At 72.9% G+C, this 25,073-nt stretch carries 16 protein-coding genes and 1 pseudogene; 8 read left to right on the forward strand and 9 right to left on the reverse strand.

Annotated features, from left to right (window positions below; translation table 11 throughout):
* Nucleotides 1-6: 6 nt before the first annotated feature.
* The 3 genes from iolD to iolC are packed head-to-tail and all read right to left on the reverse strand — an operon-like array spanning nucleotide 7 to nucleotide 3,721.
* Nucleotides 7-1,881 carry a 3D-(3,5/4)-trihydroxycyclohexane-1,2-dione acylhydrolase (decyclizing) gene (gene iolD, locus AMK16_RS16295; RefSeq protein WP_073915317.1) on the reverse strand — a complete coding sequence of 625 codons (1,875 nt, stop codon included), beginning with the start codon at nucleotides 1,879-1,881 and terminating at the stop codon, nucleotides 7-9.
* Entirely contained in the window at nucleotides 1,878-2,777 is a 900-nt protein-coding gene (iolB, locus tag AMK16_RS16300; RefSeq protein WP_073915321.1) for a 5-deoxy-glucuronate isomerase, read from the reverse strand. The genes iolD and iolB overlap by 4 nt, the downstream gene beginning before the upstream one ends.
* Complete coding sequence (gene iolC, locus AMK16_RS16305) at nucleotides 2,768-3,721, reverse strand: 5-dehydro-2-deoxygluconokinase (protein WP_073915324.1); 954 nt, start codon at nucleotides 3,719-3,721, stop codon at nucleotides 2,768-2,770. The genes iolB and iolC overlap by 10 nt, the downstream gene beginning before the upstream one ends.
* 61 nt (nucleotides 3,722-3,782) lie before the next feature.
* Between iolC and AMK16_RS16310 the strand changes: the two genes are divergently transcribed.
* The 5 genes from AMK16_RS16310 to AMK16_RS16335 all read left to right on the forward strand — a co-directional run bounded on the left by AMK16_RS16310 (nucleotide 3,783) and on the right by AMK16_RS16335 (nucleotide 9,485).
* The gene (locus AMK16_RS16310) at nucleotides 3,783-4,697 is read left to right on the forward strand and encodes a sugar phosphate isomerase/epimerase family protein (protein WP_073915327.1); all 915 of its coding nucleotides are present in this window, start codon (nucleotides 3,783-3,785) and stop codon (nucleotides 4,695-4,697) included.
* A gap of 206 nt (nucleotides 4,698-4,903) precedes the next feature.
* Nucleotides 4,904-5,914 (forward strand): Gfo/Idh/MocA family protein, encoded by a 1,011-nt coding sequence (locus AMK16_RS16315; protein ID WP_073915330.1) that lies wholly within the window; start codon nucleotides 4,904-4,906, stop codon nucleotides 5,912-5,914.
* Between the two features lie 247 nt (nucleotides 5,915-6,161).
* On the forward strand, nucleotides 6,162-6,362 hold the full coding sequence (locus AMK16_RS16320) for a helix-turn-helix transcriptional regulator (RefSeq protein WP_073915333.1): 201 nt from the start codon (nucleotides 6,162-6,164) through the stop codon (nucleotides 6,360-6,362).
* Between the two features lie 490 nt (nucleotides 6,363-6,852).
* Entirely contained in the window at nucleotides 6,853-7,086 is a 234-nt protein-coding gene (locus tag AMK16_RS16330; RefSeq protein ID WP_073915339.1) for a heavy-metal-associated domain-containing protein, read from the forward strand.
* 86 nt (nucleotides 7,087-7,172) lie between these two features.
* Nucleotides 7,173-9,485: a heavy metal translocating P-type ATPase gene (locus tag AMK16_RS16335; RefSeq protein ID WP_073915342.1), complete on the forward strand. Its 2,313-nt coding sequence runs from the start codon at nucleotides 7,173-7,175 to the stop codon at nucleotides 9,483-9,485.
* Between the two features lie 411 nt (nucleotides 9,486-9,896).
* Here the strand turns inward: AMK16_RS16335 and AMK16_RS16340 are convergent, their stop codons facing one another.
* Nucleotides 9,897-11,186, reverse strand: a complete 1,290-nt coding sequence (locus tag AMK16_RS16340; RefSeq protein WP_030010215.1) for a citrate synthase — start codon at nucleotides 11,184-11,186, stop codon at nucleotides 9,897-9,899.
* A 182-nt stretch (nucleotides 11,187-11,368) separates the two neighbouring features.
* Complete coding sequence (gene recD2, locus AMK16_RS16345; RefSeq protein ID WP_073915345.1) at nucleotides 11,369-13,621, reverse strand: SF1B family DNA helicase RecD2; 2,253 nt, start codon at nucleotides 13,619-13,621, stop codon at nucleotides 11,369-11,371.
* Between the two features lie 496 nt (nucleotides 13,622-14,117).
* On the opposite strand from recD2, the pseudogene AMK16_RS16350 reads away from it, so the two are divergent.
* Nucleotides 14,118-14,615 (forward strand): annotated as a pseudogene (locus AMK16_RS16350) (GNAT family N-acetyltransferase); the annotation flags it as partial.
* Here the strand turns inward: AMK16_RS16350 and AMK16_RS16355 are convergent.
* Nucleotides 14,560-15,501 carry an EamA family transporter gene (locus AMK16_RS16355; protein WP_073915348.1) on the reverse strand — a complete coding sequence of 314 codons (942 nt, stop codon included), beginning with the start codon at nucleotides 15,499-15,501 and terminating at the stop codon, nucleotides 14,560-14,562. The pseudogene AMK16_RS16350 and the gene AMK16_RS16355 overlap by 56 nt on opposite strands.
* Before the next feature lie 101 nt (nucleotides 15,502-15,602).
* Between AMK16_RS16355 and AMK16_RS16360 the strand changes: the two genes are divergently transcribed.
* A complete protein-coding gene (locus AMK16_RS16360) occupies nucleotides 15,603-16,559 on the forward strand; it encodes a LysR family transcriptional regulator (protein WP_073915351.1) in 957 nt (318 codons plus the stop codon).
* A gap of 10 nt (nucleotides 16,560-16,569) precedes the next feature.
* Nucleotides 16,570-18,399: a glycoside hydrolase family 3 protein gene (locus AMK16_RS16365; protein WP_073916204.1), complete on the forward strand. Its 1,830-nt coding sequence runs from the start codon at nucleotides 16,570-16,572 to the stop codon at nucleotides 18,397-18,399.
* Between the two features lie 88 nt (nucleotides 18,400-18,487).
* Here the strand turns inward: AMK16_RS16365 and AMK16_RS16370 are convergent, their stop codons facing one another.
* The 3 genes from AMK16_RS16370 to AMK16_RS16380 all read right to left on the reverse strand — a co-directional run bounded on the left by AMK16_RS16370 (nucleotide 18,488) and on the right by AMK16_RS16380 (nucleotide 25,028).
* Nucleotides 18,488-19,921, reverse strand: a complete 1,434-nt coding sequence (locus AMK16_RS16370) for a S28 family serine protease (RefSeq protein ID WP_073915354.1) — start codon at nucleotides 19,919-19,921, stop codon at nucleotides 18,488-18,490.
* A gap of 296 nt (nucleotides 19,922-20,217) precedes the next feature.
* Nucleotides 20,218-24,123 carry an ABC transporter ATP-binding protein gene (locus AMK16_RS16375; protein ID WP_443333570.1) on the reverse strand — a complete coding sequence of 1,302 codons (3,906 nt, stop codon included), beginning with the start codon at nucleotides 24,121-24,123 and terminating at the stop codon, nucleotides 20,218-20,220.
* Between the two features lie 140 nt (nucleotides 24,124-24,263).
* The gene (locus tag AMK16_RS16380) at nucleotides 24,264-25,028 is read right to left on the reverse strand and encodes a GntR family transcriptional regulator (protein WP_073915360.1); all 765 of its coding nucleotides are present in this window, start codon (nucleotides 25,026-25,028) and stop codon (nucleotides 24,264-24,266) included.
* Nucleotides 25,029-25,073 lie beyond the last annotated feature (45 nt).

Consider the following 25,073-nt stretch of genomic DNA (forward strand, 5'->3'; position numbering starts at 1 on the left):
GCTCCTTCACAGATGGCGACGTCGCTGCGCGGCTTGCCGGTCGTACGCTTCACGGGCCTCGGCCGCCGCCCTGCGGGTCGCGGTCTCGGCCACAGGAACATCCCACCACGCCTGTGCGGGGGGCGGGCCCGACACAGTGTCGGGCGTTCGGGTCTGTGTGTAGACACATGTGGGCCGGGTCGCCGAGCGCGCCTCGGCGAGGGCTTCGCGCAGGTCACCTACGGTGCGGGCGCGGATCACGGCCATCCCGAGGGAGGCGGCGTTCGCCGCGAGGTCCACCGGGAGGGGCGCGCCCGTGTAGGTGGCGTCGGGCGCCCGGAAGCGGTAGGCCGTGCCGAAGCCCTCGGCGCCCACCGCTCCCGACAGACCCCCGATGGAGGCGTAGCCGTGGTTGTCGAGGATCACCACCTTGACGGGGATGCCCTCCTGGACGGCCGTGACGATCTCGGTCGGGTTCATCAGGTATGTGCCGTCGCCGACCAGCGCCCACACGGGGCGGCCGGGAGCGGCGAGTGCGACGCCCATCGCGGCCGGGATCTCGTAGCCCATGCAGGAGTACCCGTACTCGACGTGGTACTGGTCCGCGGAGCGGGCCCGCCAGAGCTTGTGCAGGTCGCCCGGGAGGGAGCCGGCGGCGTTGACGAGGATGTCGGTGTCGTCGACCAGGGCGTCGAGCAGGCCGAGGACCTGGGCCTGGGTGGGCGGGCGGTCCTCGTCGCAGGCCGGCACGACCCAGGCTCCGCGGACGCGGGACTCCCAGCGGCTCCTGCCCTGGAGGTACGCCGCCTCGTAGCCGGGATCCACCCGGTGGCCGGCGAGCGCCTGCCGCAGTTCGCCGAGGCCCTCGCGCGCGTCGGCGACCAGGGGCAGGGCGGCGAGCTTGTGGGCGTCGTACGGGTCGAGGTTGAGGCCGATGAACCGGACGGCCGGGTTCTGGAACAGGGTCGCGGAGGCGGTGGTGAAGTCGGTCAGCCTGGTCCCGGCGGCGATGACGAGATCGGCCTCCCGGGCCAGGTCGTCGGCCGCGGCGGTGCCCGTGTGGCCGATCCCGCCGAGGTCGGCGGGATGGTCGTGGGGCAGGACGCCCTTGCCCGCCTGGGTGACGGCGACGGGGATGCCGGTGGCCTCGGCGAAGGCGGCGAGCTCCGCCCCGGCCGCACTGTGCCGGATGCCCCCGCCCGCGACGATCAGGGGGCGCCGGGCCGACCGTACGGCGAGGGCCGCCGCGGCGAGCTCCGCGCGGTCGGGGCGGGGCCGGCGCACGCCCCAGACGCGCTCGGCGAAGAACTCCTCGGGCCAGTCGTACGCCTCGGCCTGCACGTCCTGCGGCAGCGCGAGCGTGACGGCTCCGGTCTGCACGGGGTCGGTGAGGACCCGCACGGCCTGGAGGGCGGCGGGGATCAGGGCCTCGGGGCGGGTGATCCGGTCGAAGTGGCGGGAGACGGGGCGCAGCGTGTCGTTGACGGAGAGGTCGCCGGCGTAGGGGACTTCGAGCTGCTGGAGCACGGGATCGGCGGGGCGGGTGGCGAAGGTGTCCCCGGGCAGCAGGAGCACCGGGATCCGGTTGATCGTGGCGAGGGCGGCCCCGGTGACGAGGTTGGTGGCGCCCGGCCCGATGGAGGTGGTGACGGCGTGCGCGGACAGCCGTCCGCTCTGCCGGGCGTACCCGACGGCGGCGTGCACCATGGCCTGCTCGTTGCGACCCTGGAAGAAGGGCATGGCCTCGGGGCCGGCCTCCAGCAGGGCCTGCCCGATCCCGGCGACGTTGCCGTGGCCGAAGATCCCCCAGGTCGCCGCGATCAGCCGGTGGCGCCGGCCGTCGCGCTCGGTGTACTGGCGGGACAGGAAGCGGACGAGCGCCTGGGCGACGGTGAGTTTCATCGGGGTGCCTCCGCCGTGGGGAAGGGCAGCCGGGGATCGATGTCCTGGCCGTCCCAGGTGGACCGGATCCAGCCGTGGTCGGGGTGGTCGCGGATCAGCCACTCCCTGGTGGTTCCCGGACCCGCCATCACGTTCAGGTAGTACATGTCGTGCCCGGGGGCGGCGATGGAGGGGCCGTGCCAGCCGTCGGGGATGAGCACGGCGTCTCCGGTCCGCACCTCGGTGAGGATGTCGGTCTTCCCTGCCGGGGAGGGGGTGACGCGCTGGTAGCCGAGGCCGGGGGTGCCCCCGTGCGGGGCGATCTCGAAGTAGTAGATCTCCTCCAGCCGGGACTCCTCCCCGGGGTGGTGCTCGTCGTGCTTGTGCGGCGGGTAGGAGGACCAGTTCCCGCCGGGGGTGAGCACCTCGACGGCGATCAGCCGGTCGCAGGCGAAGACACCGGCGGCGGCGAAGTTGTTGACCTGGCGGGAGCACTGCCCGGCGCCGCGCAGCTCGACGGGCACGGCGCCGGCCGGCCCGTAGCGGGCGGCCAGCCGGTTCTCGCACCGGGCCCCGGCGAGCGCGAACCGGCCCCCCCGGTCCGAGACGACCTCCGCGCGCCCGTCCCGGGGCAGGTAGACGAAGTCGCTGATGTCCCCGAACACCCCAGCCCGGCCGCGCAGTTCGAACACCTTCGCCGGCGCGCTGCCGGGGTCGGGGTCCCGGCCGGGGGCCGGCCCCGGTCCGTCCGGCGCCGCCGCCCGGGCGGGGTCCCGGTGGTGGACCCGGCAGCCGCCGGAGAGCGGGAGCACGATCCACTCCGCGTCCCCGCACGGGTGCTCGTACCTCTCCCCCGGGCCGAGGTCGAGCACGACCAGCCTCGTCCACTGCATCGTGTGTGACGCGGTCACCGGCATGACGCCAGTACCTCCTCCACCTCGTGCGGGTACGGCATGGCCGACGAGCACGCCAGCCGCGAGGCGACGATCGCACCGGCCGCGTTCGCGTACCGCATCGCCGTCGCCGGGTCCCAGCCGGCGAGCAGCCCGTGGCACAGCGCACCGCCGAACGCGTCTCCCGCGCCCAGCCCGTTGACCACGTCCACGGCCACGGGCGGGACCTCGGCGACGGTCCCGTCGCGGTGGACGGCCAGTACGCCCTCCGGACCGCGTTTGACGACCGCCAGCTCGACCCCGGCGGCGAGCAGCGCCCGCGCCGCCGCGTACGGCTCGGACTCCCCGGTGGCGATCGCGCACTCCTCGGTGTTGCCGACGGCGACCGTGGCGCGGGCCAGCGCCCGCTCGTAGTGGGGGCCGGGCTCCTCGCGCCACAGCATCGGCCGCCAGTCCAGGTCGAAGACCGTGGTCCCGGCCTTGGCGCGGGCGTCCAGGGCGGCCAGGGTGGCGGAGCGGCTGGGCTCCTCGCTCAGGCCGGTGCCCGTCATCCAGAACACGCGGGCCTCCCGGACCGCCTCCAGGTCCACCTCCCCCGCCGCGATCTCCAGATCGGGGGCCTTCGGCAGCCGGTAGAAGTACAGCGGGAAACGGTCGGGCGGGAAGACCTCGCAGAAGGTGAGCGGCGTCGGGAGTCCCGCGACCTCGGCCACCCACCGGTCGTCCACGCCGAACCTCCGCAGCTCGGAGCGCAGGTAGGCGCCGAACGGGTCCGCGCCGACACGGGTGATCACCGCCGCGCGGCGCCCCAGCCGGGCGGCCGCGACGGCCACGTTGGTGGGGGAGCCGCCCAGGAACTTGCCGAAGGTGTCGGCCTCGGCCAGTGGTACGCCGGTCGTCAACGGGTAGAGATCCACCCCGATCCGCCCCATGGTGATCAGGTCGAACGCCAACGGATCACCCGTCATTGTCAGTCCTCCCATTCGTCTTCACCGTCCCTTCCGAGCCTCGCACCCCAAGGTGGCCGCCATGACGTCCTCCCCGCCCGCGCTGACCCGTATCCGCGTCGGTTCGGCTCCGGACTCCTGGGGGGTCTGGTTTTCCGACGACCCCCTGCAGACGCCCTGGGAACGCTTCCTCGACGAGGTCGCCGAGGCCGGCTACGCGTGGATCGAGCTCGGCCCTTACGGCTATCTGCCCACCGACCCCGCGCGACTCGCCGAGGAGACGGCCGCGCGCGGGCTGCGGGTCTGTGCCGGAACCGTCTTCACCGGACTCCATCACGGGCCCGCCGTGTGGCAGGACACCTGGGAGCACGTGTCGCGGATCGCGGCGCTCACCCAGGCCGTGGGCGCGGCCCACCTCGTGGTGATCCCCTCCTTCTGGCGGGACGACAAGACGGGCGAGGTGCTGGAGGACCGTACCCTCACCCCCGGTCAGTGGCGGGAACTGGCGTCCCAGACCGAGCGGCTGGGGCGCGAGGTGCAGGACCGGTACGGACTGCGGATCGTCGTGCACCCGCATGCCGACACCCACATCGACACTCCGCAGAACGTGGCGCGCTTCCTGGACGCCACCGACCCGGATCTGGTCTCGCTGTGCCTGGACACCGGCCACTACGCGTACTGCGGGGGCGACAGTGTCCAGGCCGTCGAGACCTTCGGCGAGCGGATCGGCTACCTCCACCTCAAGCAGGTGGATCCGCGGATCCTGGCCGAAGTCGTCGCGCAGGGGCTGCCCTTCGGGCCGGCGGTGGGCCGCGGGGTGATGTGCGAACCGCCGTCGGGGGTGCCGGCGCTGGAACCGGTGCTGGCGGCGGCCGAGCGGCTCGGCGTGGACCTCTTCGCCATCGTGGAGCAGGACATGTACCCGTGCCCGCCCGACCGTCCGCTGCCGATCGCCCGCCGCACCCGCGCCTACCTGCGCTCCTGCGGCGCGCGCTGACGTCCACCGACGGCGGCGGTGGCGGTGGCGGTGGCGGTGGCGACAGCTGCTCACGGCTCTACGCCCCTGCTCGGCTGCCCTTCCCGACTCCGGCCCGACCCCGACCCCTGCCCCGGCTCTCATCGCGTCTTTGATTCTGCCTTTGATTCTGTTTTTGCTTCCGTCTTTGCTTCCGTCTTTGATTCCCACTCCGGGAGGAACACCACATGAGCACGCTGGGCATCGCCGTCATCGGTACGGGGAAGATGGGCGCCGACCACGTCCGCCGGATCGGCCGGACCGTCGCAGGCGCCCGGGTGGTGGCCCTGGCCGATCCGGACGGGGACCGGGTCAAGGCGGTCGCGGACGGCCTGGACGGGGCCGCCGCGCACACCGACCCGGCGGCCGCCGTGGCGGCTCCCGGGGTGGAGGCCGTACTGATCGCCTCCCCGGGGCCCGCGCACGAGGAAGCCATCGGGCTCGCCCTGGCACGCGGGCTGCCGGTGCTGTGCGAGAAGCCGCTCACCCCTGACCCGGCGGGAGCGCTGCGCGTCATGGAGGCGGAGCAGCGGCTGGGACGGCGCCTGGTCCAGGTGGGCTTCATGCGCCGGTACGACGCCGAGTACGAGCGGTTGAAGGAACTGCTGGACTCCGGCGGGATCGGGCGGCCGCTCTTCCTGCACTGCCGGCACCGCAACGCCGCCTCGCCGTCCTTCTTCACCAGCGACATGCTGATCAGCGATTCCGTGGTGCACGAGGTGGACGCGGCCCGCTGGCTGCTGGGCCAGGAGATCACGGCGGTGTCCGTGTTCTCCCCCACCGCCACCTCGGCGGCTCCCGAGGGTCTGCGCGATCCCCGGCTGGTCCTGCTGGAGACCTCCGGCGGAGCCGTCGTCGACGTGGAGATCTTCGTGAACTGCGGCTTCGGCTACCAGGTGCAGTGCGAGGCGGTCGGCGAACGCGGCAGCGCCCGGATCGGCGACGGCCACGCGATGGTGGTCCAGTCGGCCGGCCGGTGGGGCGGGGCGATCGACCAGGACTTCACGGTGCGCTTCGCCGACGCCTACGACCGGCAGCTGAGGCGCTGGGTGGCGGCCGCCGCGCGGGGCGCAGTGGCGGGGCCGGACGCCTGGGACGGCTACGCGGCCGCCGCCGTGTCGCAGGCGGGTCTGGCTGCCGCGCGCAGCGGCGTACGCACGCCCGTGGAGCTGGTGGACCGTCCGGCCCTCTATCGCTGACCCCTTCCGCCCTTCCGCCCGGCTTCGCACTCCACGACCCCTGTGCCGCATCTGTCACAGGGGTCGCCTTCGTGTCACACATGTCCCCATGACGCGGGTTTTCCGTCACAGGCGCTCTACAGCCCCTCCCCTGCCTTCACTCCGCCTCGTTCCCCGGGCACAACCCGAGTGATCGTCAGCGTCCACGCTCCGGCTCCCCCGACGGCCTCCCGGCCGGCCCCGCGGCGTGGACCAGGAGGTGTCGTGCATGAGCGACCGGCAGCTGTGGTCGTACAAGGAGATCGCCGCCCACATCCGGGTCCAGCCGGACACGGTGCGTTCCTACCGGAAGCACGGGCTGCTCCCCCCGCCCGACCATGTGGAGGGCGCCAAGCCCTACTGGTACGCAGACACGATCCGCGCCTGGGTGGCCCGCCGGCCCGGCAACCGGGGCCGCCGCGAGGACTGATCCGCCTCCCGCGCGGCGGCGTGCGGGGCCCGCACGGGCCCCGCCCCGCTCCCCCTACCCCTGCAGAACATCAGCACCGGCAGGGTGGTCTCGATGTCGCCGGTGGGGGTGAAGGAAAGCAGCCCCGAGAGGTTGCCCTCCTGGAAGACCCACACCACCGCCCCGAACATCGCGGTCATCCGTCCTGCTGCGCTACCTGGAGCCGATGCTCACCACGACCGACAGCCGCTGACCACGGCCGCGGACCGGACTGCGCGCGCCACCCCGCGGACCGGGCCGGGCGGTAGCGGCCCCGACTGCGGCGGAATGCCCCGGCGGCCGGGATCTGCTCTTCACGGGCGTTTCAGGAATATCGTCCATAACAGAGGAATCGCGCCCCCCGCTCGCCTTGATACCCCCTAGGGGTATAGTCTGGGCGTGTCGGGAGGCGGGCGGAGCACTGCTCCGCCCCTCCCGCCGACCGGACGCACCCCTGGAAGAGGAGAACGACATGACTGCCGAGACGGACACCCGGACCACCACCGTCTACCGGGTGACCGGCATGACCTGCGGGCACTGCGAGGGCGCCGTGACCGCCGAGCTCTCCGCCCTGCCGGGCGTCGACTCGGTCAAGGCCGTGGCCGCGACCGGCGAGGTCACGGTGGTCTGCGCCGCCCCGCTCGCCGACGAGGACGTCCGCTCCGCCGTGGACGAGGCCGGCTACGAGTTCGCCGGCCGGGCCTGATCCCTCACCCGAGCAGCACCCGCCGGGGCGTACCGGCCGGCTGATACCGGTGCCGTACGCTCCGGCCCACCCCCTGGAGCCGGAACATGAGCAGCAGCACCGTGCACGACGGGCCCATAACGGCGGCGGCAGGCGCCGCCGAGGTCGAGCTGGCCATCGGCGGAATGACCTGCGCCTCCTGCGCCGCCCGCATCGAGAAGAAGCTGAACCGGATGGACGGGGTCACCGCGACGGTGAACTACGCCACCGAGAAGGCGAAGGTCTCCTACGCGGGTGACGTGCGGGTCGCCGACCTCATCGCCACGGTCGTCAAGACCGGATACACCGCGGCGCAGCCACCGCCGCCCGAACCGCTCCCCGCGCCCGAACCGGCCGGGGGGAGCACCGGGGGCCCCGGGGCGGCCCGCGACCCGGAACTGGCCGCGCTGCGCGGCCGGCTGCTCGTCTCGGCCACCCTCGCACTGCCCGTCGTCCTGCTGTCCATGATCCCGGCCCTGCAGTTCGACAACTGGCAGTGGCTCTCGCTGACCCTCGCCGCCCCCGTCGTCGTCTGGGGCGGCCTCCCCTTCCACAAGGCCGCCTGGACGGGCGCCCGGCACGGGGCCGCCACCATGGACACCCTGGTCTCCGTCGGCACGCTGGCCGCCTTCGCCTGGTCGCTGTGGGCGCTGTTCCTCGGGCACGCCGGCATGCCCGGCATGCGGCACGGCTTCGACCTGACGACCTCCCGCGCCGACGGCTCCTCGGCGATCTACCTGGAGGTCGCGGCCGGCGTCGTCGCCTTCATCCTGCTCGGCCGCTATCTGGAGGCCCGCTCGAAGCGGAAGGCGGGCGCCGCGCTGGCGGCCTTGCTGGAGCTGGGCGCCAAGGACGTCGCCGTACTGCGCGGCGGCCGGGAGGTGCGGATCCCGGTGGGCGCGCTCGCGGTCGGCGACCGGTTCGTCGTCCGCCCCGGCGAGAAGATCGCCACCGACGGGGCGGTCGTGGAGGGCAGCTCCGCCGTGGACGCCGCCCTGCTCACCGGCGAGTCCGTCCCGGTGGAGGTCTCCCCCGGCGACTTCGTCACCGGCGCCACCGTCAACACCTCGGGACGCCTCGTCGTCGAGGCCACCCGGATCGGCGGCGACACCCAGCTCGCCCGCATCGCCCGGCTGGTCGAGGACGCCCAGAACGGCAAGGCCGAGGTGCAGCGCCTCGCCGACCGGATCGCGGCCGTGTTCGTCCCCGTCGTCCTCGTCCTGGCCCTGGGCACCTGGGTCACCTGGCTGCTGATCACCGACAACCCCACCGCCGCCTTCACCGCCGCCGTGGCCGTCCTGATCATCGCCTGCCCGTGCGCCCTGGGACTGGCGACGCCGACCGCGCTGATGGTCGGCACCGGACGGGGAGCGCAGCTCGGCATCCTGATCAAGGGCCCCGAGGTGCTGGAGTCCACCCGACGCGTGGACACCGTCGTCCTGGACAAGACCGGGACCGTCACCACCGGCCGGATGGCCCTCGCCGGGGTGCACGCGGCCGCGGGCACCGACGAGCGGGAGCTGCTGCGCCTGGCCGGCTCCCTGGAACACGCCTCGGAGCACCCGATCGCCCGGGCCATCGCCACCGCCGCGGACGAGCAGGCCGTCCTGGCCGGGGGCGGGGCCGGCGCCCTGCCGGTCCCGGAGGGCTTCGAGAACCTGGCGGGGCTCGGGGTCCGGGGCGTGGTCGAGGGGCACGCGGTCCTGGTCGGCCGCGAACAACTGCTGGCCGACCGGTCGATCACGCTGCCGGCCGCACTGGCCGGGGCCAAGGCCGCGGCCGAGGCCGCGGGCAGCACCGCCGTCCTCGTGGCCTGGGACGGCGCGGCGCGCGGCGTCCTGACCGTGGCCGACGCGGTCAAGGAGACCAGCGCCGAGGCCGTGGCCCGGCTGCGGGCCCTGGGCCTGGTGCCCGTCCTGCTGACGGGCGACAACAGGGCCGTCGCCGAGACGGTGGCCCGCGAGGTCGGCATCGACGAGGTGATCGCCGAGGTCCTTCCGCAGGACAAGGTGGACGTCGTGCGCCGCCTCCAGGCCGAGGGCCGTACGGTCGCCATGGTCGGCGACGGGGTCAACGACGCCGCCGCGCTGGCCCAGGCCGATCTGGGCCTGGCCATGGGCACCGGGACCGACGCGGCCATCGAGGCGGGCGACCTGACCCTCGTACGGGGAGACCTGCGGGTGGCGGCCGACGCGATCCGGCTCTCCCGCCGGACCCTGGCCACCATCAAGGGGAACCTGTTCTGGGCCTTCGGCTACAACGTGGCGGCGCTGCCGCTGGCGGCCGCCGGGCTGCTCAACCCGATGATCGCCGGGGCCGCCATGGCCTTCTCCTCGGTCTTCGTAGTGACCAACAGCCTGCGGTTGCGGTCCTTCCGGTAGGGGATCACCTTCGCATCCTGGGCACACTTCCTTCACAGGAGACGCAGATCACAGTGATGGCAACGTAACCATCCGGGGTCGGCACGGGTCTAATGGGGGCGGTGCCAGGAACGTCTTGGGGGACGTTCACGGAGGTCTTGGGGGACGTCCGGCGGCACCAGCCGGCCGGGACACGTTCCCGCGGGAAGCTTTGAGCGGCCCTCCCGACCCGAACGGGTCCCGGCAGACACCGACGCCCCGGCGCGGGTCCCGTGGGGGGAATCCGTACCGGGGAAAGAAGAGCGCCCCGACCGTCGACCCGTGGGGGGATCGACGGCGGGGCGCTCTTCGCGTGCCGCGGGGTGCCCGAGACGCCGTGCGGGAACCGTTGGAGCGGGTCCCGCGGGCAGGTCTCGGGCCGGGGGCCTCGGGTCAGCGGGCCTCGACGGGCACGAAGTCGCGCAGGACCTCGCCCGTGTAGATCTGGCGCGGGCGGCCGATGCGGGAACCCGGCTCCTTGATCATCTCGTGCCACTGGGCGATCCAGCCGGGGAGCCGGCCGAGCGCGAAGAGCACGGTGAACATCTCGGTCGGGAAGCCCATGGCCCGGTAGATCAGACCGGTGTAGAAGTCCACGTTCGGGTAGAGGTTGCGCTCGACGAAGTAGTCGTCGGCCAGCGCGTGCTCTTCCAGCTTCAGGGCGATGTCCAGCAGCTCGTCGCTCTTGCCGAGCGCCGAGAGGACGTCGTGCGCCGCCGCCTTGATGATCTTCGCCCGGGGGTCGAAGCTCTTGTAGACGCGGTGTCCGAAGCCCATGAGGCGGACGCCGTCCTCCTTGTTCTTCACCTTGCGGATGAAGGCGTCGACATCGCCGCCGTCGTTCTTGATGCCCTCGAGCATCTCCAGGACGGACTGGTTGGCGCCACCGTGCAGCGGACCCCACAGGGCCGAGATGCCGGCGGAGATCGAGGCGAACATGTTCGCCTGCGAGGAGCCGACCAGGCGCACGGTGGAGGTCGAGCAGTTCTGCTCGTGGTCCGCGTGCAGGATCAGCAGCTTGTCGAGCGCCGAGACCACGACCGGGTCCAGGTCGTACTCCTGGGCCGGCACGGAGAAGGTCATGCGCAGGAAGTTCTCGACGTAGCCGAGGTCGTTGCGCGGGTAGACCACCGGGTGGCCGACCGACTTCTTGTACGCGTACGCCGCGATCGTCGGGAGCTTGGCCAGCAGCCGGATCGTCGAGAGGTGCCGCTGCTTCTCGTCGAAGGGGTTGTGGCTGTCCTGGTAGAAGGTCGACAGCGCGCTGACCACGGAGGACAGCATCGCCATCGGGTGCGCGTCGCGCGGGAAGCCGTCGTAGAAGCGCTTGACGTCCTCGTGCAGCAGCGTGTGCTGGGTGATTTCGTTGCGGAACGACGCGAGCTGGTCGACGGTCGGGAGCTCACCGTTGATCAGCAGGTACGCGACCTCGATGAAGGTCGAACGCTCGGCCAGCTGCTCGATCGGGTAACCGCGGTAGCGCAGGATCCCCTGCTCGCCGTCGAGGTAGGTAATCGCGGACTTGTAGGCCGCGGTGTTGCCGTAGCCGCTGTCCAAGGTGACGAGCCCGGTCTGGGCCCGCAGCTTCGAGATGTCGAAGCCCTGGTCACCGACGGTGCTCTCGACCACCGGGTAGGTGTATTCACCGTCCGCGTACCGGAGTACTACAGAGTTGTCGCTCACGTCATCCCTCACCGACGTAGTGCCTCTTCTTCGAGGTGCCCTGACTGCCTCTACCTTCCCCCATTTGGCGCAGGAGAGTGCACTCGGGGTCGGCCTTTGGTGCATTTGACGGCACTGAGTGCCGCCAAGCTGCTCATCCTGCCCCCTCCGCGCCGGTGCGGGAACCCCAAATGATCGATCATTTAGGTGATGTTTCCCACCGGTATCCGGCCGGCCAGCCGGGGCGCCACCGTCGTGTACCTCCTGCCTGCGGAAACGGTACGCACAGCCTGGGCCAGGGCCTTGCGGGACCCGACGAGCACGACCAGTTTCTTCGCCCTGGTCACCGCCGTGTAGAGGAGATTGCGCTGGAGCATCATCCAGGCGCCGGTGGTGACCGGGATCACGACGGCGGGATACTCACTCCCCTGGGAGCGGTGGATGGTGACCGCGTAGGCATGGGCCAGCTCGTCGAGCTCGGCGAATTCGTAGGCGACCTCCTCGTCCTCCTCCGTCCTGACCGTCAGGCGCTGTTCGTCCGGGTCGAGGCCGGTGACGACGCCGACGGTGCCGTTGAAGACGCCGTTGGCGCCCTTCTCGTAGTTGTTCCGGATCTGGGTGACCTTGTCGCCCACCCGGAAGACCCGGCCGCCGAACCGCTTCTCCGGCAGGTTCGGCCGGGCGGGCGTGATGGCCTGCTGGAGCAGGCCGTTGAGGTTCCCCGCACCGGCCGGGCCGCGGTGCATGGGCGCGAGCACCTGGATGTCCCGGCGCGGGTCGAGCCCGAACCTGGCCGGAATCCGCCGGGCCGCCACGTCCACGGCGAGCACCCCGGCCGCCTCGGTGTCCTCCTCGGGGAAGAGGAAGAAGTCCGGCAGCCCGTCGGTCAGCGGCGGCAGCCCGGTGTTGATGCGGTGGGCGTTGGTGACCACGCCCGACTGCTGCGCCTGCCGGAAAATCCGGGTCAGCCGCACGGCGGGCACCGGTCCCCCCTCGGCCAGCAGGTCGCGCAGCACCTCCCCGGCGCCGACCGAGGGGAGCTGGTCCACATCGCCCACCAGCAGCAGGTGCGCCCCCGGAGCGACGGCCTTGACCAGCTTGTTGGCCAGCAGCAGGTCCAGCATCGAGGCCTCGTCGACCACGACCAGGTCCGCGTCCAGGGGGCGCTCCCGGTCGTACGCGGCGTCCCCGCCCGGCTTGAGCTCCAGCAGCCGGTGCACCGTGGAGGCTTCGGCCCCGGTGAGCTCCGACAGCCGCTTCGCCGCCCGGCCGGTGGGGGCGGCGAGCACGACCTTGGCCTTCTTGGCCCGGGCCAGTTCGACGATGGAGCGCACCGTGAAGGACTTCCCGCAGCCGGGGCCGCCGGTCAGGACGGCCACCCGCCGGGTGAGCGCCAGCCTCACCGCATCCCGCTGCTCGGGCGCCAGCGCGGCTCCGGTCCGGCCGGCGAGCCAGCCCAGCGCCTTCTCCCAGTCCACGTCCCGGAAGGCGGGCATCCGGTCCTCCTCGGCGTGCAGGAGGCGGCGCACCTGGCCGACCAGGGACAGCTCGGCCCGGTGGAAGGGCACCAGATACACGGCGGTGAGCGGATCCGGCCCGCCCTGCGGGTCGGGCACCGCCTCGCGTACGACGCCTTCCGGATCGGCGGCGAGTTCGGCGAGGCAGTCGATCACCAGCCCGGTGTCCACCTGGAGGAGCTTGACCCCGTCCGCGATGAGGCGCTCCTGGGGCAGGAAGCAGTGGCCCTGGTCGGCGGACTGCGACAGGGCGTACTGCAGACCGGCCTTGACCCGCTCGGGGCTGTCGTGCGGGATGCCCACGGCCTGGGCGATGCGGTCGGCGGTGAGGAAGCCGATGCCCCAGACGTCGGCGGCGAGCCGGTAGGGCTGGTTGCGCACCACCGAGATGGAGGCGTCGGCGTACTTCTTGTAGATGCGCACGGCGATGGAGGTGGAGACGCCGACCCCCTGGAGGAAGACCATGACCTCCTTGATCGCCTTCTGCTCCTCCCAGGCGGCGCCGATCAGCTTCGTCCGCTTCGGGCCGAGCCCGGGCACCTCGATCAGCCGCTTCGGTTCGGCCTCGATCACATCGAGGGTGTCGGTGCCGAAGTGCTCCACGATCCGGTCGGCGATCTTCGGTCCGATGCCCTTGATCAGCCCGGAGCCGAGGTAGCGGCGGATGCCCTGGATGGTGGCGGGCAGGACGGTGCGGTAGTTCTCCACGGTGAACTGCTTGCCGTACTGCGGGTGGGAGCCCCAACGGCCTTCCATACGCAGGGATTCGCCGGGCTGGGCGCCGAGCAGGGAGCCGACGACCGTCAGCAGGTCGCCGCTGCCGCGGCCGGTGTCGACGCGGGCGACCGTGTAGCCGCTCTCCTCGTTGGCGTAGGTGATGCGCTCCAGCACGCCCTCGACCACCGCCGGTTGTACCGTCCGCGCCCCGTCCGTTGCCATGACCCGAAACTACCGTCCGGCGCCGACACCGCGTCGGCCCTGTGGACGGGCCCGCGGACGCTTCCTCCCGGAGACCGGAAAGGGGCCCGACCTCTCGGCCGGACCCCCGTCACGGTTACCCCTCCCTCGTCGGACTTCCCGATCCCCCCAGATCCCCTCCCGGAAGTACCGACGCACCATACGACCCGCGATCCCCGCCAGTGGTTGCACTGGGGAGCCGAGCTTTGCCTTTCCGTTACCGAAGGCGGGTCCGAGGCGCCGGCGAATCGGCACAGAATCAGCGTTTCGGGCATGAGTGGATCTCCGGTCCAGGACGACGTCCTCCACAAGCTCGGCGACGACAAGGTACGGGGTGACGCGGACGGCCCGGGCGGTACGGGGTGAGCCGGACGGCCCGGGCGGCGGCGATGGGTTCGGCGGCCATCCCCCCGGCGCCGCCTCCGCGCTATCCTCGGTCGCCATGGACACGCCCGAGGTCGAGCCGGTGGTGCCGGCGGTGCTCCTGCGGGATCCCGGGCCCGGCGACCTGGGCTGGATCGTGCAGCGGCACGGGGCGCTCTACGCCGCCGAGTACGGATGGAACGCGGAGTTCGAGGGCTTGGTGGCCCGGATCGTCGCGGACTTCGCCGAGGACCACGACCCGTACCTCGAACGCGTCTGGATCGCCGAATTCGACGGGCACCCGGTGGGCTCGGTGATGTGCGTCCGCGAGGACGGCGCGCCCGGCACCGCGAGGCTGCGGCTACTCCTGGTGGATCCGGCGGGCCGCGGGCGCGGCGTCGGTACCCTCCTCGTCGACGCCGTGGTCGCCTTCGCCCGTTCGGTGGGCTACCGCGAACTGGTGCTGTGGACCAACGACGTGCTGCGCGAGGCCCGGTCCCTCTACCTGCGCGCCGGCTTCACCCTGGTCGCCGAGCGCCCGCACCGCTCCTACGGCGTCACGCTCGTGGGGCAGGACTGGCGGCTGCCGCTCCAGGAGGGCTCCCCGCACTGACGGCGGCCGCCACCCCCGTACGGGCCGCCGCCCGCGCGGGGGCGAGCGAGGTGAGGCCCACCCCGCCGACCAGGAGCACCGCAGCCGCCCAGCGCAGGCCCGAGACGCTCTCCCCCAGCACCAGGGCCGCCGAGGACATCCCGAAGACCGGCACCAGCAGCGAGAACGGCGCCACGGAGGAGGCCGGGTAGCGGCGCAGCAGGTAACCCCACGCGCCGAAGCCGAAGACGGTCGACACCCAGGCGACGTACCCGATGACGGCCGCTCCGGACCAGTCCAGGGCCCGCAGTGCCGCCAGGTCGCGCTCGGGCCCCTCCAGCAGCAGCGAGAGCGCGAAGAGCGGCAGGACGGGCACCGTGCACACCCAGACCATGAAGTTCAGCGCGTCGGGCGGGGCGGCCCGGCGGGTCAGGACGTTGGAGATGCCCCAGCAGGCCGCGGCCGCGACGACCAGGGTGAAACCGAGCACCGGCCCGGAGGTCCCCCCGTCCACGGCGGCCACCGCGATCCCGGCGAGGGCCACGCCCATGCCCAGCACCCGTACCCGGCCGGGGCGCTCGCGCAGCACGGCGGCGGCGAGGGTCGCGGTGAAGACGGCCTGGACCTGCAGGACGAGCGAGGACAGCCCGGCCGGCATCCCGGCTGCCATGCCGGTGAAGAGCAGGCCGAACTTGGCGATGCCGAGGGCCGCGCCGACCCCCAGGATCCACTTCCAGGCGACACCGGGCCGCCCGACGAAGAACACGGCCGGCAATGCGGCGACGAGGAAGCGCAGGGCGGACAGGAGCAGCGGCGGGAAGTGGCCGAGTCCGATCTCGATGACGACGAAGTTGAAGCCCCAGACGGCGGCGACGAGTACGGCGAGAGCGGTGTGCAGAGGACGCATGGTCCGAGCATCGGCCGCCCGACCGTGTAGCACCAGCGCGGATTCCTTCCGGGTTCGATGAAGCATTGCTTACGCATGATTGCCGGTGCCACGATGGGGCCATGCTCGATCTCGCCCGGCTGCGGGCCCTGCACGCCGTCTCCGTCCACGGCTCGGTCGCCGGCGCGGCGGCTGCCCTCGGCTACACCCCTTCGGCGGTCTCGCAGCAGATCGCCAAATTGGAGCGGGAGACCCGCACAACGCTGCTGGAGCGGCGCGGGCGCGGTGTCGCGCTCACCGAGGAGGCCCGCCATCTGGCGGACACCGCGCAGGAGTTGCTGGCGATCGTGGAGCGCGCGGAGACCACCCTGGAGGAGCGGCGCGGGCAGCCGAGCGGACTGCTGACGGTGGCCGCGTTCGCCTCGGCGGCGCGCGGACTGCTGCCCGGGGTGCTGGCCGATCTGGCCCGCCGTCATCCGGCGCTCAACGTGCGCCTCACCGAGGTGGACCCGCACCTGTCGGTGGACCTGGTGGCCCGCGGGGTCACCGACCTGGCGGTCGCCCACGACTGGGACATTGCGCCGCTCCCGGCCCCGGAGGGGATCGAGCAGGCCGTGATCGGGGACGACCCCTGTGATCTGGTGGTGCCGCTGGGACACCCGTTCACCGCCCGTGCGACGGTCGGCCGCGCGGACCTCGGGGGCCAGCGCTGGGTGTGCCAGCCTCCCGGCCGCGTCTGCCACGACTGGCTGGTGCGGACCTTGCGCGCGGCCGGCTTCGAGCCTGAGGTCGCGCACGTGGCGGAAGAGAACCACACCATCGTCGCCCTGGTCGCGGCCGGTCTGGGGGTGGCCGTGGTCCCCCGGCTGGGCACGGGCGCGCTGCCGCCGGGCGCGGTGGCCGTGCCCCTGGAGCCGGGGCCCGTACGCCGGCTGTACGCACTGTGGCGGACCGGGGCCGCCCGCCGCCCCGCGATCACCGAGACCGTACGGACCCTGCGGGAGCAGTGGACCGTGCCCCCGGGGCATCCGGGGGACCTCCCGAGTGTCCGCGGGCTGCCGGGCGCGGCCCGGCAGTAGGGTCCGGCGCGTGCCGAACCACGCCTCCCGCCGGACCCTGCTCGCCGCGGCCGCCATGGCCTCCGTCACCGTCGCCGGAGCCTCCTCGCCCGCGGCGGGATCCGCGGGCGGCGGCCGCGGGCCCGGACTGCTGCCGCCCGGCCACGTGCCCGACGGGACGGCCGGCGGGCACCCCGACCGGGCCTGGCTGCGCCGGCTGGTGGACGCGATGAGCCTGGAGGAGAAGGTCGGGCAGCTCTTCGTGTCCCGGGCGTACGGGGAGTCGGCCACGGATCCGGCCCCCGAGGACGCCGAGAAGAACCGGCTGGCGTTCGGGGTGCGCACCGCCGCCGAGCTGGTCGCCCGCTACCACCTCGGCGGGATCGTCTATTTCGCCTGGGCCCACAACACCCGTGCCCCGCACCGGATCGCCGCGCTGTCCGCCGGTCTCCAGGAGGCCGCGGCCACCACCGGCGCCCGGATCCCGCTGCTGCTCTCCACGGACCAGGAGCACGGCGCCGTCGCCCGGATCGGCAGGCCCGCGACCTTGTTCCCGGGGGCGATGGCGCTCGGCGCGGGCGGTTCGGCCGACGACGCCCGCCGCGCGGCACGCATCGCGGGCCGCGAACTGGCGGCGATGGGCATCCGGCAGGACTACGCGCCGGTGGCGGATGTCAACGTGAACCCGGCCAATCCGGTGATCGGCGTGCGGTCCTTCGGCTCCGACCCGCAGGCGGTGGCGGCCCTCGTGGCCGCCCAGGTCCGCGGCTATCAGGAGGGCGGCGTGGCGGCCACCGCCAAGCACTTCCCCGGTCACGGGGACACCGAGACCGACAGCCACGTCGGGCTGCCGGTGATGCGGCACACCCGCGCCGTCTGGGAGGAGCTGGACGAGCCTCCCTTCCGGGCCGCCGTGGAGGCGGGCGTGGACGCGATCATGACGGCGCACATCGTCTTCCCCGCGCTCGACCCGTCACAGGACCCGGCGACCCTCTCCCGGCCGATCGTCACCGGCATCCTGCGCGAACGCCTGGGCTTCCGGGGGGTCGTGGTCACCGACGCGCTGGACATGGCCGGGGTCCGCCAGAAGTACGGGGACGACCGGGTGCCGGTGCTGGCGCTGCGGGCCGGCTGCGACCAGCTGCTGAACCCGCCGGACCTGGGGCTCGCCTACCGCAGCGTGCTGGGGGCGGTGGAGACGGGAGAGCTGACGCAGGAGCGGATCGGGGAGTCGGTGCTGCGGATCCTGGAACTCAAGGCGCGCCGCGGCCTCTTCGGCGGCGCGTCGCCCTCGGCCGGGCGGGTGGACGCCACCGTGGGCATCCCGGAGCACCTGGCGGCCGCCGACGAGATCGCGGCCGCCACGACGACGCTGCTGGCCAACCCCGCCGGGCTGCTGCCGCTGGACGCCTCGGCGGGGCCCCGGCTGCTGGTCACGGGCGCCGATCCGGTCTCTCCCAGCGGTACCACCGGGCCTCCCACGACCGTGCTGGCCCGGGAGCTCACCGCCCTGGGTTGCCGCGCCTCGGCGCTGCCGCCCGCCCGTGCGACGGCGGCGGCGCCCGGGCACGCGGCGGTGCTGGTGTGCACCTACAACGTTCCCGAGGAGGACGGTCCGCAGCCCGCCCTGGTGACCGAACTGCTGGCGACGGGCGTCCCCGTGATCGCGGTGGCGATCCGCAACCCGTACGACGCGGCGCGACTGCCGGCCTGTGCGGCGGAGGTGGCGACGTACTCCTGGACGGATGTGGAGATGCGCGCGGTGGCCCGGGTGCTCACCGGGGCGGTGCGCCCCGCCGGCCGTCTCCCGGTCCCGGTGCCCGGCCGCTACCCGCTGGGACACGGCCTGACGTACCCCTGAGCGGCGGGGCGCGGCCCGTTGCGCGGCCGGTACGGGACGGGGGCGTGCCCGCACGGTGTGCGGGCACGCCCCCGGGCTCACCCGATGGTCACGGCCGCAGCTGCGGCTCGCGCTCCAGGTCGCGCTGGTCGAGCTGGGCGTCCGGCGCCGCGAGCGGCACCGCCCGGCTCGCGTCGGCGACCGTGGCGGCCGGGGCCACTCCCGCCCACTGGAGGATCCTCGCGGTCGCGAGGGCCTTCTCGGAGTCCAGGAGCTGGGCGACGTTCGCCCCGTGGTTGGCGCCCGGCGCGATCATCACGTAGCTGTCGCGCGCCCCGTAGCCGACGTGGAACGGCTCGGCGCCCCACGGGTCGTTCTGCCCGTAGACGAACAGCATCCGGTCGGCGTTGTCGCGCACCCAGGTGTCGACGTCCTTCATGGCTCCCGGCTGGAAGGTCATGGGGATGTCGCGGGGCACGAAATTGCGCGGCGGCTGGTAGCCGTAGCGGCTCAGGCCCTTGAGGTGGGGCTGCTTGATGTCCGGGGAGCCGAGCTGGGTACCGGCCTGGTAGTAGTACGGCGTGTACGTCTCCAGACCCTGGTCGGCGTAGGCCGAGAAGCCGGAGATCGTGTCGACCGTGTCCCAGATCTCCTGGTCGCTCGCGGTCGCGGCAGCCGGTACGGCGGCGCAGTCGGAGAGCAGGCTGTACTGCCAGAACGCCCACACGTAGTCGAGCACGACGGCCTCGTAGGCCCTGTCGAGGTCGCCGATCGTGTTGAAGGTCCAGCCGTTCTCGGCGGCTGCGGCCCGGTACTTGGCCTCCAGCGGCTCGCGGCGCACCAGCGCCTCGCGCTGCACGGCGTTCAGCTTGTCGCGGCACTCCTTGGTGCCGACCTTGTTGAAGAACCGGTCGTAGGCCGAGTCCTCGTTGTTGACGACGTCGTTGGGCGCGACGTACGCGACGACGCCGTCCATGTCACGCGGGTAGAAGCGCTCGAAGTACGTCGCCGTCATGCCGCCCTTGCTGGCGCCCGTGGCGAGCCACTTCTTCGGGTAGACTTTCTTCAGGGCGGTGAAGATGCGGTGCTGGTCGCTGGCGGCCTGCCAGATGTCCAGGTTCGCCCAGTTGGCCGGGTCGGGGCGGGACGGCGTGAAGAATCGATACTCCAGTGACACCTGGTTGCCGTCGACGATGGTCGTCGGCTCACTGCGGCGCGGGCTGGTGTTGACGTTGTAGCCGGAGGTGTAGAAGACCGTCGGCCGTGAGACGTCCTTGTGCAGCAGGGTCAGACGCTGCTTGAAGGTGCCCTTCCACGGCTGCCGGTGGTCGACCGGCTGCTCGTAGGTCAGCACGAAGAAGCGGTAACCGGGGTACGGCTTCTCCTCGACCAGGCTCATCCCCGGAATGCCGAGGATCTGGTCCTTGATGTCCGTCGCGGCCGCGGGCCCCGCGGCGGTGGCCGCTTGTGCCGTGGAGCCGGCCGCACCCATGGTGCCGATCAGCACCACGAGTGACAGCAGCCATCCGAGCGTCTTGCGCATGCACCCTCCCCTTGAGTTCACTTCGGTCGCCGTGAACCTAGCGGGGTGAACGCGCTGCTGAACAGACCCAGTTGGGCCGCTCCCTCAACACGGGATCCAGCCGGGATCAGCCGGTCCGGCTCCCACGCCCCCTGTGACGTACACGCAGCGGCCGATCACCCCCACGGTGACGGGCCCGGCGTACCGGGTGAACCACCCGGTGTCGCGGACCGGGGGCCCGCCCCGCGGCGGGACGCCCACCTCCGACCACGACACCCCCGGGGACCTGCTGTTCGGCGACCTCCGCGCCCGGGGGCTCAGGCAGCGGCCCGCTCGTCCTGCCCGACGAAGGTGCGCCACAGCTCGGCGTACCGCCCGCCGCGCGCCAGGAGCTCGGTGTGCGTGCCGTCCTCCACGACCCGGCCCCGGTCCATCACCACGACCCGGTCCGCGCGGGCGGCGGTGGTCAGCCGGTGCGCGACGACCAGGGTGGTCCGCTTGCCGGCGAGCCGGTCGGTGGCCCGGTTGACCTGCGCTTCGGTGGCCAGATCCAGTGCGGCGGTGGCCTCGTCGAGCAGCAGCACGTCCGGGTCGACGAGTTCGGCCCGGGCCAGGGCCATCAGCTGGCGCTGTCCCGCCGAGAGATTGCGCCCGCGCTCGGCGACGGTGTGCAGGTAGCCGCCGTCCAGCGTGGCGACCATGTCGTGGGCGCCGACCGCGCGGGCCGCGGCCTCGACCTCGGCGTCGTCGGCCCCCGGCCGCCCGTAGGCGATGGCGTCGCGCACGGTCCCGGGGAAGAGGTAGGGCTCCTGGGGGACGACGCCGAGCCGGTGGCGGTAGGCCGTCAGGTCGAGCTCCCGCAGGTCGTACCCGTCGGCGGTGATCCGGCCGGAGGTGGGGTCGTAGAACCGGGCGACCATCTTGACCAGCGTGGACTTGCCGGCTCCGGTCTCGCCGACGAAGGCGACGGTCTGGCCGGCGGGTATGCGCAGGCTGATTCCGGCCAATGCCTCACCCTTCTCGCCGCGCTCCTCGGCGGTGCCGTACTGGAAGCGGACGTCCTCGAAGACGATCTCCCCGCGCAGTGCCGGAACCTCGCGGGGCTCCTCGGACGGCGGGGTGCTGGTGGGCTCGCGCAGCAGCCCCTGGATGCGGCCGAGGGAGACCGTGGCCTGCTGGTAGCCGTCGAAGACCTGGGACAGCTGCTGGACGGGGGCGAAGAACAGGTCGATGTAGAGCAGGTAGGCGACCAGCGCGCCGGTGGTCAGCGTGCCGGCCTCGACCCGGCCGGCGCCGACCATCAGCACGGCGGCCGCGGCGGTCGAGGACAGCAGCTGGACGAAGGGGAAGTAGACGGATATCAGCCACTGGCCGCGGACCCGGGCTTCGCGGTAGGAGTCGCTGCGCTGCGCGAAGCGGACGGCGCCGGTGCCCTCGCGGCGGAAGGCCTGGACGATGCGCAGCCCGGCGACGGACTCCTGGAGGTCGGCGTTGACCAGGCTGACCCGGTCGCGGGCGAGCTCGTAGGCGGCGACCGACCGGCGGCGGAAGACGAAGGTGCCGACCACCAGCAGGGGCAGCGTGGCGAAGACGATCAGCGCCAGCTCGACGTCGAGGACGAGCAGGGCCACCAGGATGCCGAAGAAGGTGAAGACGGAGACGACGGCGGTGACGAGCCCGGTCTGCAGGAAGCTGGACAGGGCGTCCACGTCGGTGGTCATCCGGGTCATGATCTTGCCGGTCAGCTCGCGCTCGTAGTAGTCGAGGCCGAGGCGCTGGAGCTGGGCGAAGATCTTCACGCGGAGCGCGTACAGCACCCGCTCGCCAGTGCGCCCCGTCATCCGGGTCTCGGCGAACTGCGCGGTCCACTGCGCGAGGACGAGGAGGAGGGCGAGGGCCGCGGCCGCCCAGACGGCGCCCAGGGCCGCCTTCTCCACACCCTGGTCGATGCCGTGCCGGATCAGGATGGGCAGGAGGAGCCCGGAGCCCGCGTCGACGGCGACGAGACCGAGGCTGACGGCGAGCGGCGCCCAGAAGCCGCGCAGCAGGTGGCGCAGGCCGTAGCTGTCCTCGGCGGCAGCGGCGCGGGTCTCGTCCACGTCGGGGGTGTCGTCGGCGGGCGGCAGGGCGGCCACCTGGGCGAGCAGCTCGGGGGTGGCGGGCATCCCGGCGACCGCCCCGGCCATGGAGTGCCCGGCTCCGGGGGCTGCGCTGCCCGCGGCGGGCGCGGAGGCGCCGTCGGGCTCCTCCCGGCGCTGCCACAGCTCGGGGGTGATCCCGCCGGCGACCCTGCGCTTGGAGTTGACGGGTTCGGAGTCGATCTCCGCTTCGAGTTCGAGGTCCCGTTCGAGGTCGCGGTCGAGCTCGCGCTCGAACTCGGCCATCGGCGGGGCTTCGGGGGTGCGCGGCGAGCCGGCGCCGAGCGCGTCGGGGTCGGTGAGGAGCCTGCGGTAGAGGGCGGAGCGGCGCTCCAGTTCCTCGTGCGTGCCGATGTCGGCGAGCCGGCCGGCCTCCAGTACGGCGATCCGGTCGGCCAGGGCGAGCGTGGAGCGGCGGTGCGCGATGAGCAGGGTGGTCCGGCCCGCCATGACGGTGCGCAGCGCCTCGTGGATCTCGTGCTCGACGCGGGCGTCCACGGCGGAGGTGGCGTCGTCGAGGAGGAGCAGCCGGGGGTCGGTGAGGATGGCACGCGCGAGCGCGATGCGCTGGCGCTGGCCGCCGGAGAGGGTGAGCCCCTGCTCACCGACCTTGGTGTCGTAGCCGGCGGGCAGGGCCTCGACGAAGCCCTCGGCCTGGGCGGCGCGGGCGGCGGCGCGGATCTGCTCGTCGGTGGCGCCCGGGTGTCCGTAGGCGATGTTGGCGCGGATGGTGTCGGAGAAGAGGAAGGAGTCCTCGGGGACGAGCCCGATGGCGCTGCGCAGCGAGGCGTAGGTCAGCTCGCGGACGTCGTGGCCCCCGACGCGCACGGCGCCGTGGTCGGCGTCGTAGAAGCGCGGCAGGAGCAGGGAGAGGGTGGACTTCCCGCTTCCCGAGGCGCCGACGACCGCGACGGTCTCCCCAGCGGTGATGGAGAGGGAGAAGCCGTCGAGGACGGGCCGCTCGGGGTCGTACCCGAAGCGGACGTCGTCGAACTCGACGGTCGCGGGCGAGTCGGCGGGCAGCTCGTGCGCGCCCTCCCGGATGACGGGCTCGGTGTCGATGAGCTCGAAGACGCGCTCGACGCCGGCCCGGGCCTGCTGGCCGACGGTCAGCACCATGGCGAGCATGCGGACGGGTCCGACGAGCTGGGCGAGGTAGGTGGAGAACGCGACGAAGGTACCGAGGGTGACCTGGCCCTTGGTCGCCATCCAGCCGCCGAGGGCCAGCATGGCGACCTGGCCGAGGGCGGGGACGGCCTGGAGGGCGGGGGTGTAGCGGGAGTTGAGCCGGATGGTGCGCATCCGGCCGGCGAACAGGCGGCGCCCGGCGGCGCGCAGTTTGGAGGTCTCCTGCTCCTCCTGGCCGAAGCCCTTCACGACGCGGACGCCGGTGACGGCGCCGTCGACGACGGTGGCGACGGCGGCGGCCTGGCCCTGGGCGTACCAGGTGGCAGGGAAGAGCTTCTTGCGGCTGCGCTTGGCGATGAACCAGAGCGCGGGGGCCATCAGCAGCGCGACGAGCGTCAGCAGTGGGGACAGCCACAGCATGATGCCGAGGGATATCCCGAAGAGCAGGAAGTTCCCGATCGTCATCGGGAGCATGAAGAGCAGGCCCTGGATGAGCTGGAGGTCGCTGGTCGCGCGCCCGACGACCTGCCCGGTGGACAGCTCGTCCTGCCGCCGGCCGTCGAGGCGGCCGATGGTGTCGTACATGTCGGTGCGCAGGTCGTGCTGGACGTCGAGGGCGAGGCGGCCGCCGTAGTACCGGCGGACGTAGGTGAAGGCGTAGACGAGGAGGGCCGCGCCTATGAGCGCGCCGGCCCAGGGGCCCATCGGCTTGGACTTGTTCCCGATGACGTCGTCGATGATCACCTTGGTGACCAGGGGTACGAGCGCCATCACGGCCATGCCGGCCAGCGAGGAGCCGAGCGCGAGCAGCACGTTGACCTTGTACCGCCAGGTGTAGGCGGTCAGCCTCCGGCCCCAGCCCTGTTTCTCTCCTGCCGCCGTCTGCGCCGCCACGTGGTGCCTCCCCGTTGGTCCTGTCCTGCCGCCTCCCCCAACGCACCGACCGGCGGATTTCATCCCGCCGCAACAATCGAACGGGTTCACGCGAAGCGGAGCGAGGCGGCGGACCCCGTCCGGGTGACGGGCGGCCGGCGGGGGTCGGGGGCGGGTCCGGGGGCTGGGGGCGGGGGTCGGGGTGGTCGGGGTGGTCGGGGGCGCTAAGGAGCGTCGAACTCGTACTCCAGGACGTAGGCGGAGGAGTCGAGGACCATCTCGTTGACTTCCACCGCCTTCCCCTCGGCGGTGTAGGCCGTACGGCACACCAGCACCACGGGCGTCCCGGCGGCCAGCCCGAGCCGGGCGGCCTCCTCGGGACCCGGCATCCGCGAGCGGATCTCCTCGCGGAAGCGGACGGGTCCGGCGCCGAGCTCCGCGAGGCGGGCGTAGATACCGCCGGGGCCGGTGTCCGGCTCGGTGATGGGCGTACCCGCCACGAGGACGGCGTCGAGGTACGAGGTGGCGAGCATGACGGGCTGCGCGTCCAGCAGGAACCTGCGGCGGCGCACGCAGGCGAGCGCACCGTCCTCCAGCCCGAGCACGTCGGCGATGCTCGCGGGAGCGGTCTCCTCGGTGATGCCGAGCACCTCGACCAGGGGCTCGTGCCCCTTGCCGTCCGCAGCCCAGATAGAGCCGCCCGCACCCCACACCTCTACGGCGAGCCGCTGGATCCCACGCCGCCGGATCCCGACCCTGAATTCCCGCACGAAGACGCCGGCGCCCTTGCGCGCCTCGGCCAGTCCTTCCGCCCGCAGTACCCCGAACGCCTGGCGGGCCGTCATCCGCGCCACACCGTAGGCGCTCATCAGGTCACTCTCGCCGGGCAGCCGGTCCCCGGGCCCGTACTCGCCGGAGGCGATGGCGTCCTTGAGAGCAGCGGCGATCCGCAGGTACTTGGGCAGCCGCCCCGTGACGTCCCTCGGCATACGTCCTCCCGATCATTCCGGACAGCCTAGGGGCGCGCGGGGCCA

The organism is Streptomyces sp. CB00455 (genome assembly GCF_001905445.1).
Classification (GTDB): Bacteria; Actinomycetota; Actinomycetes; order Streptomycetales; family Streptomycetaceae; genus Streptomyces.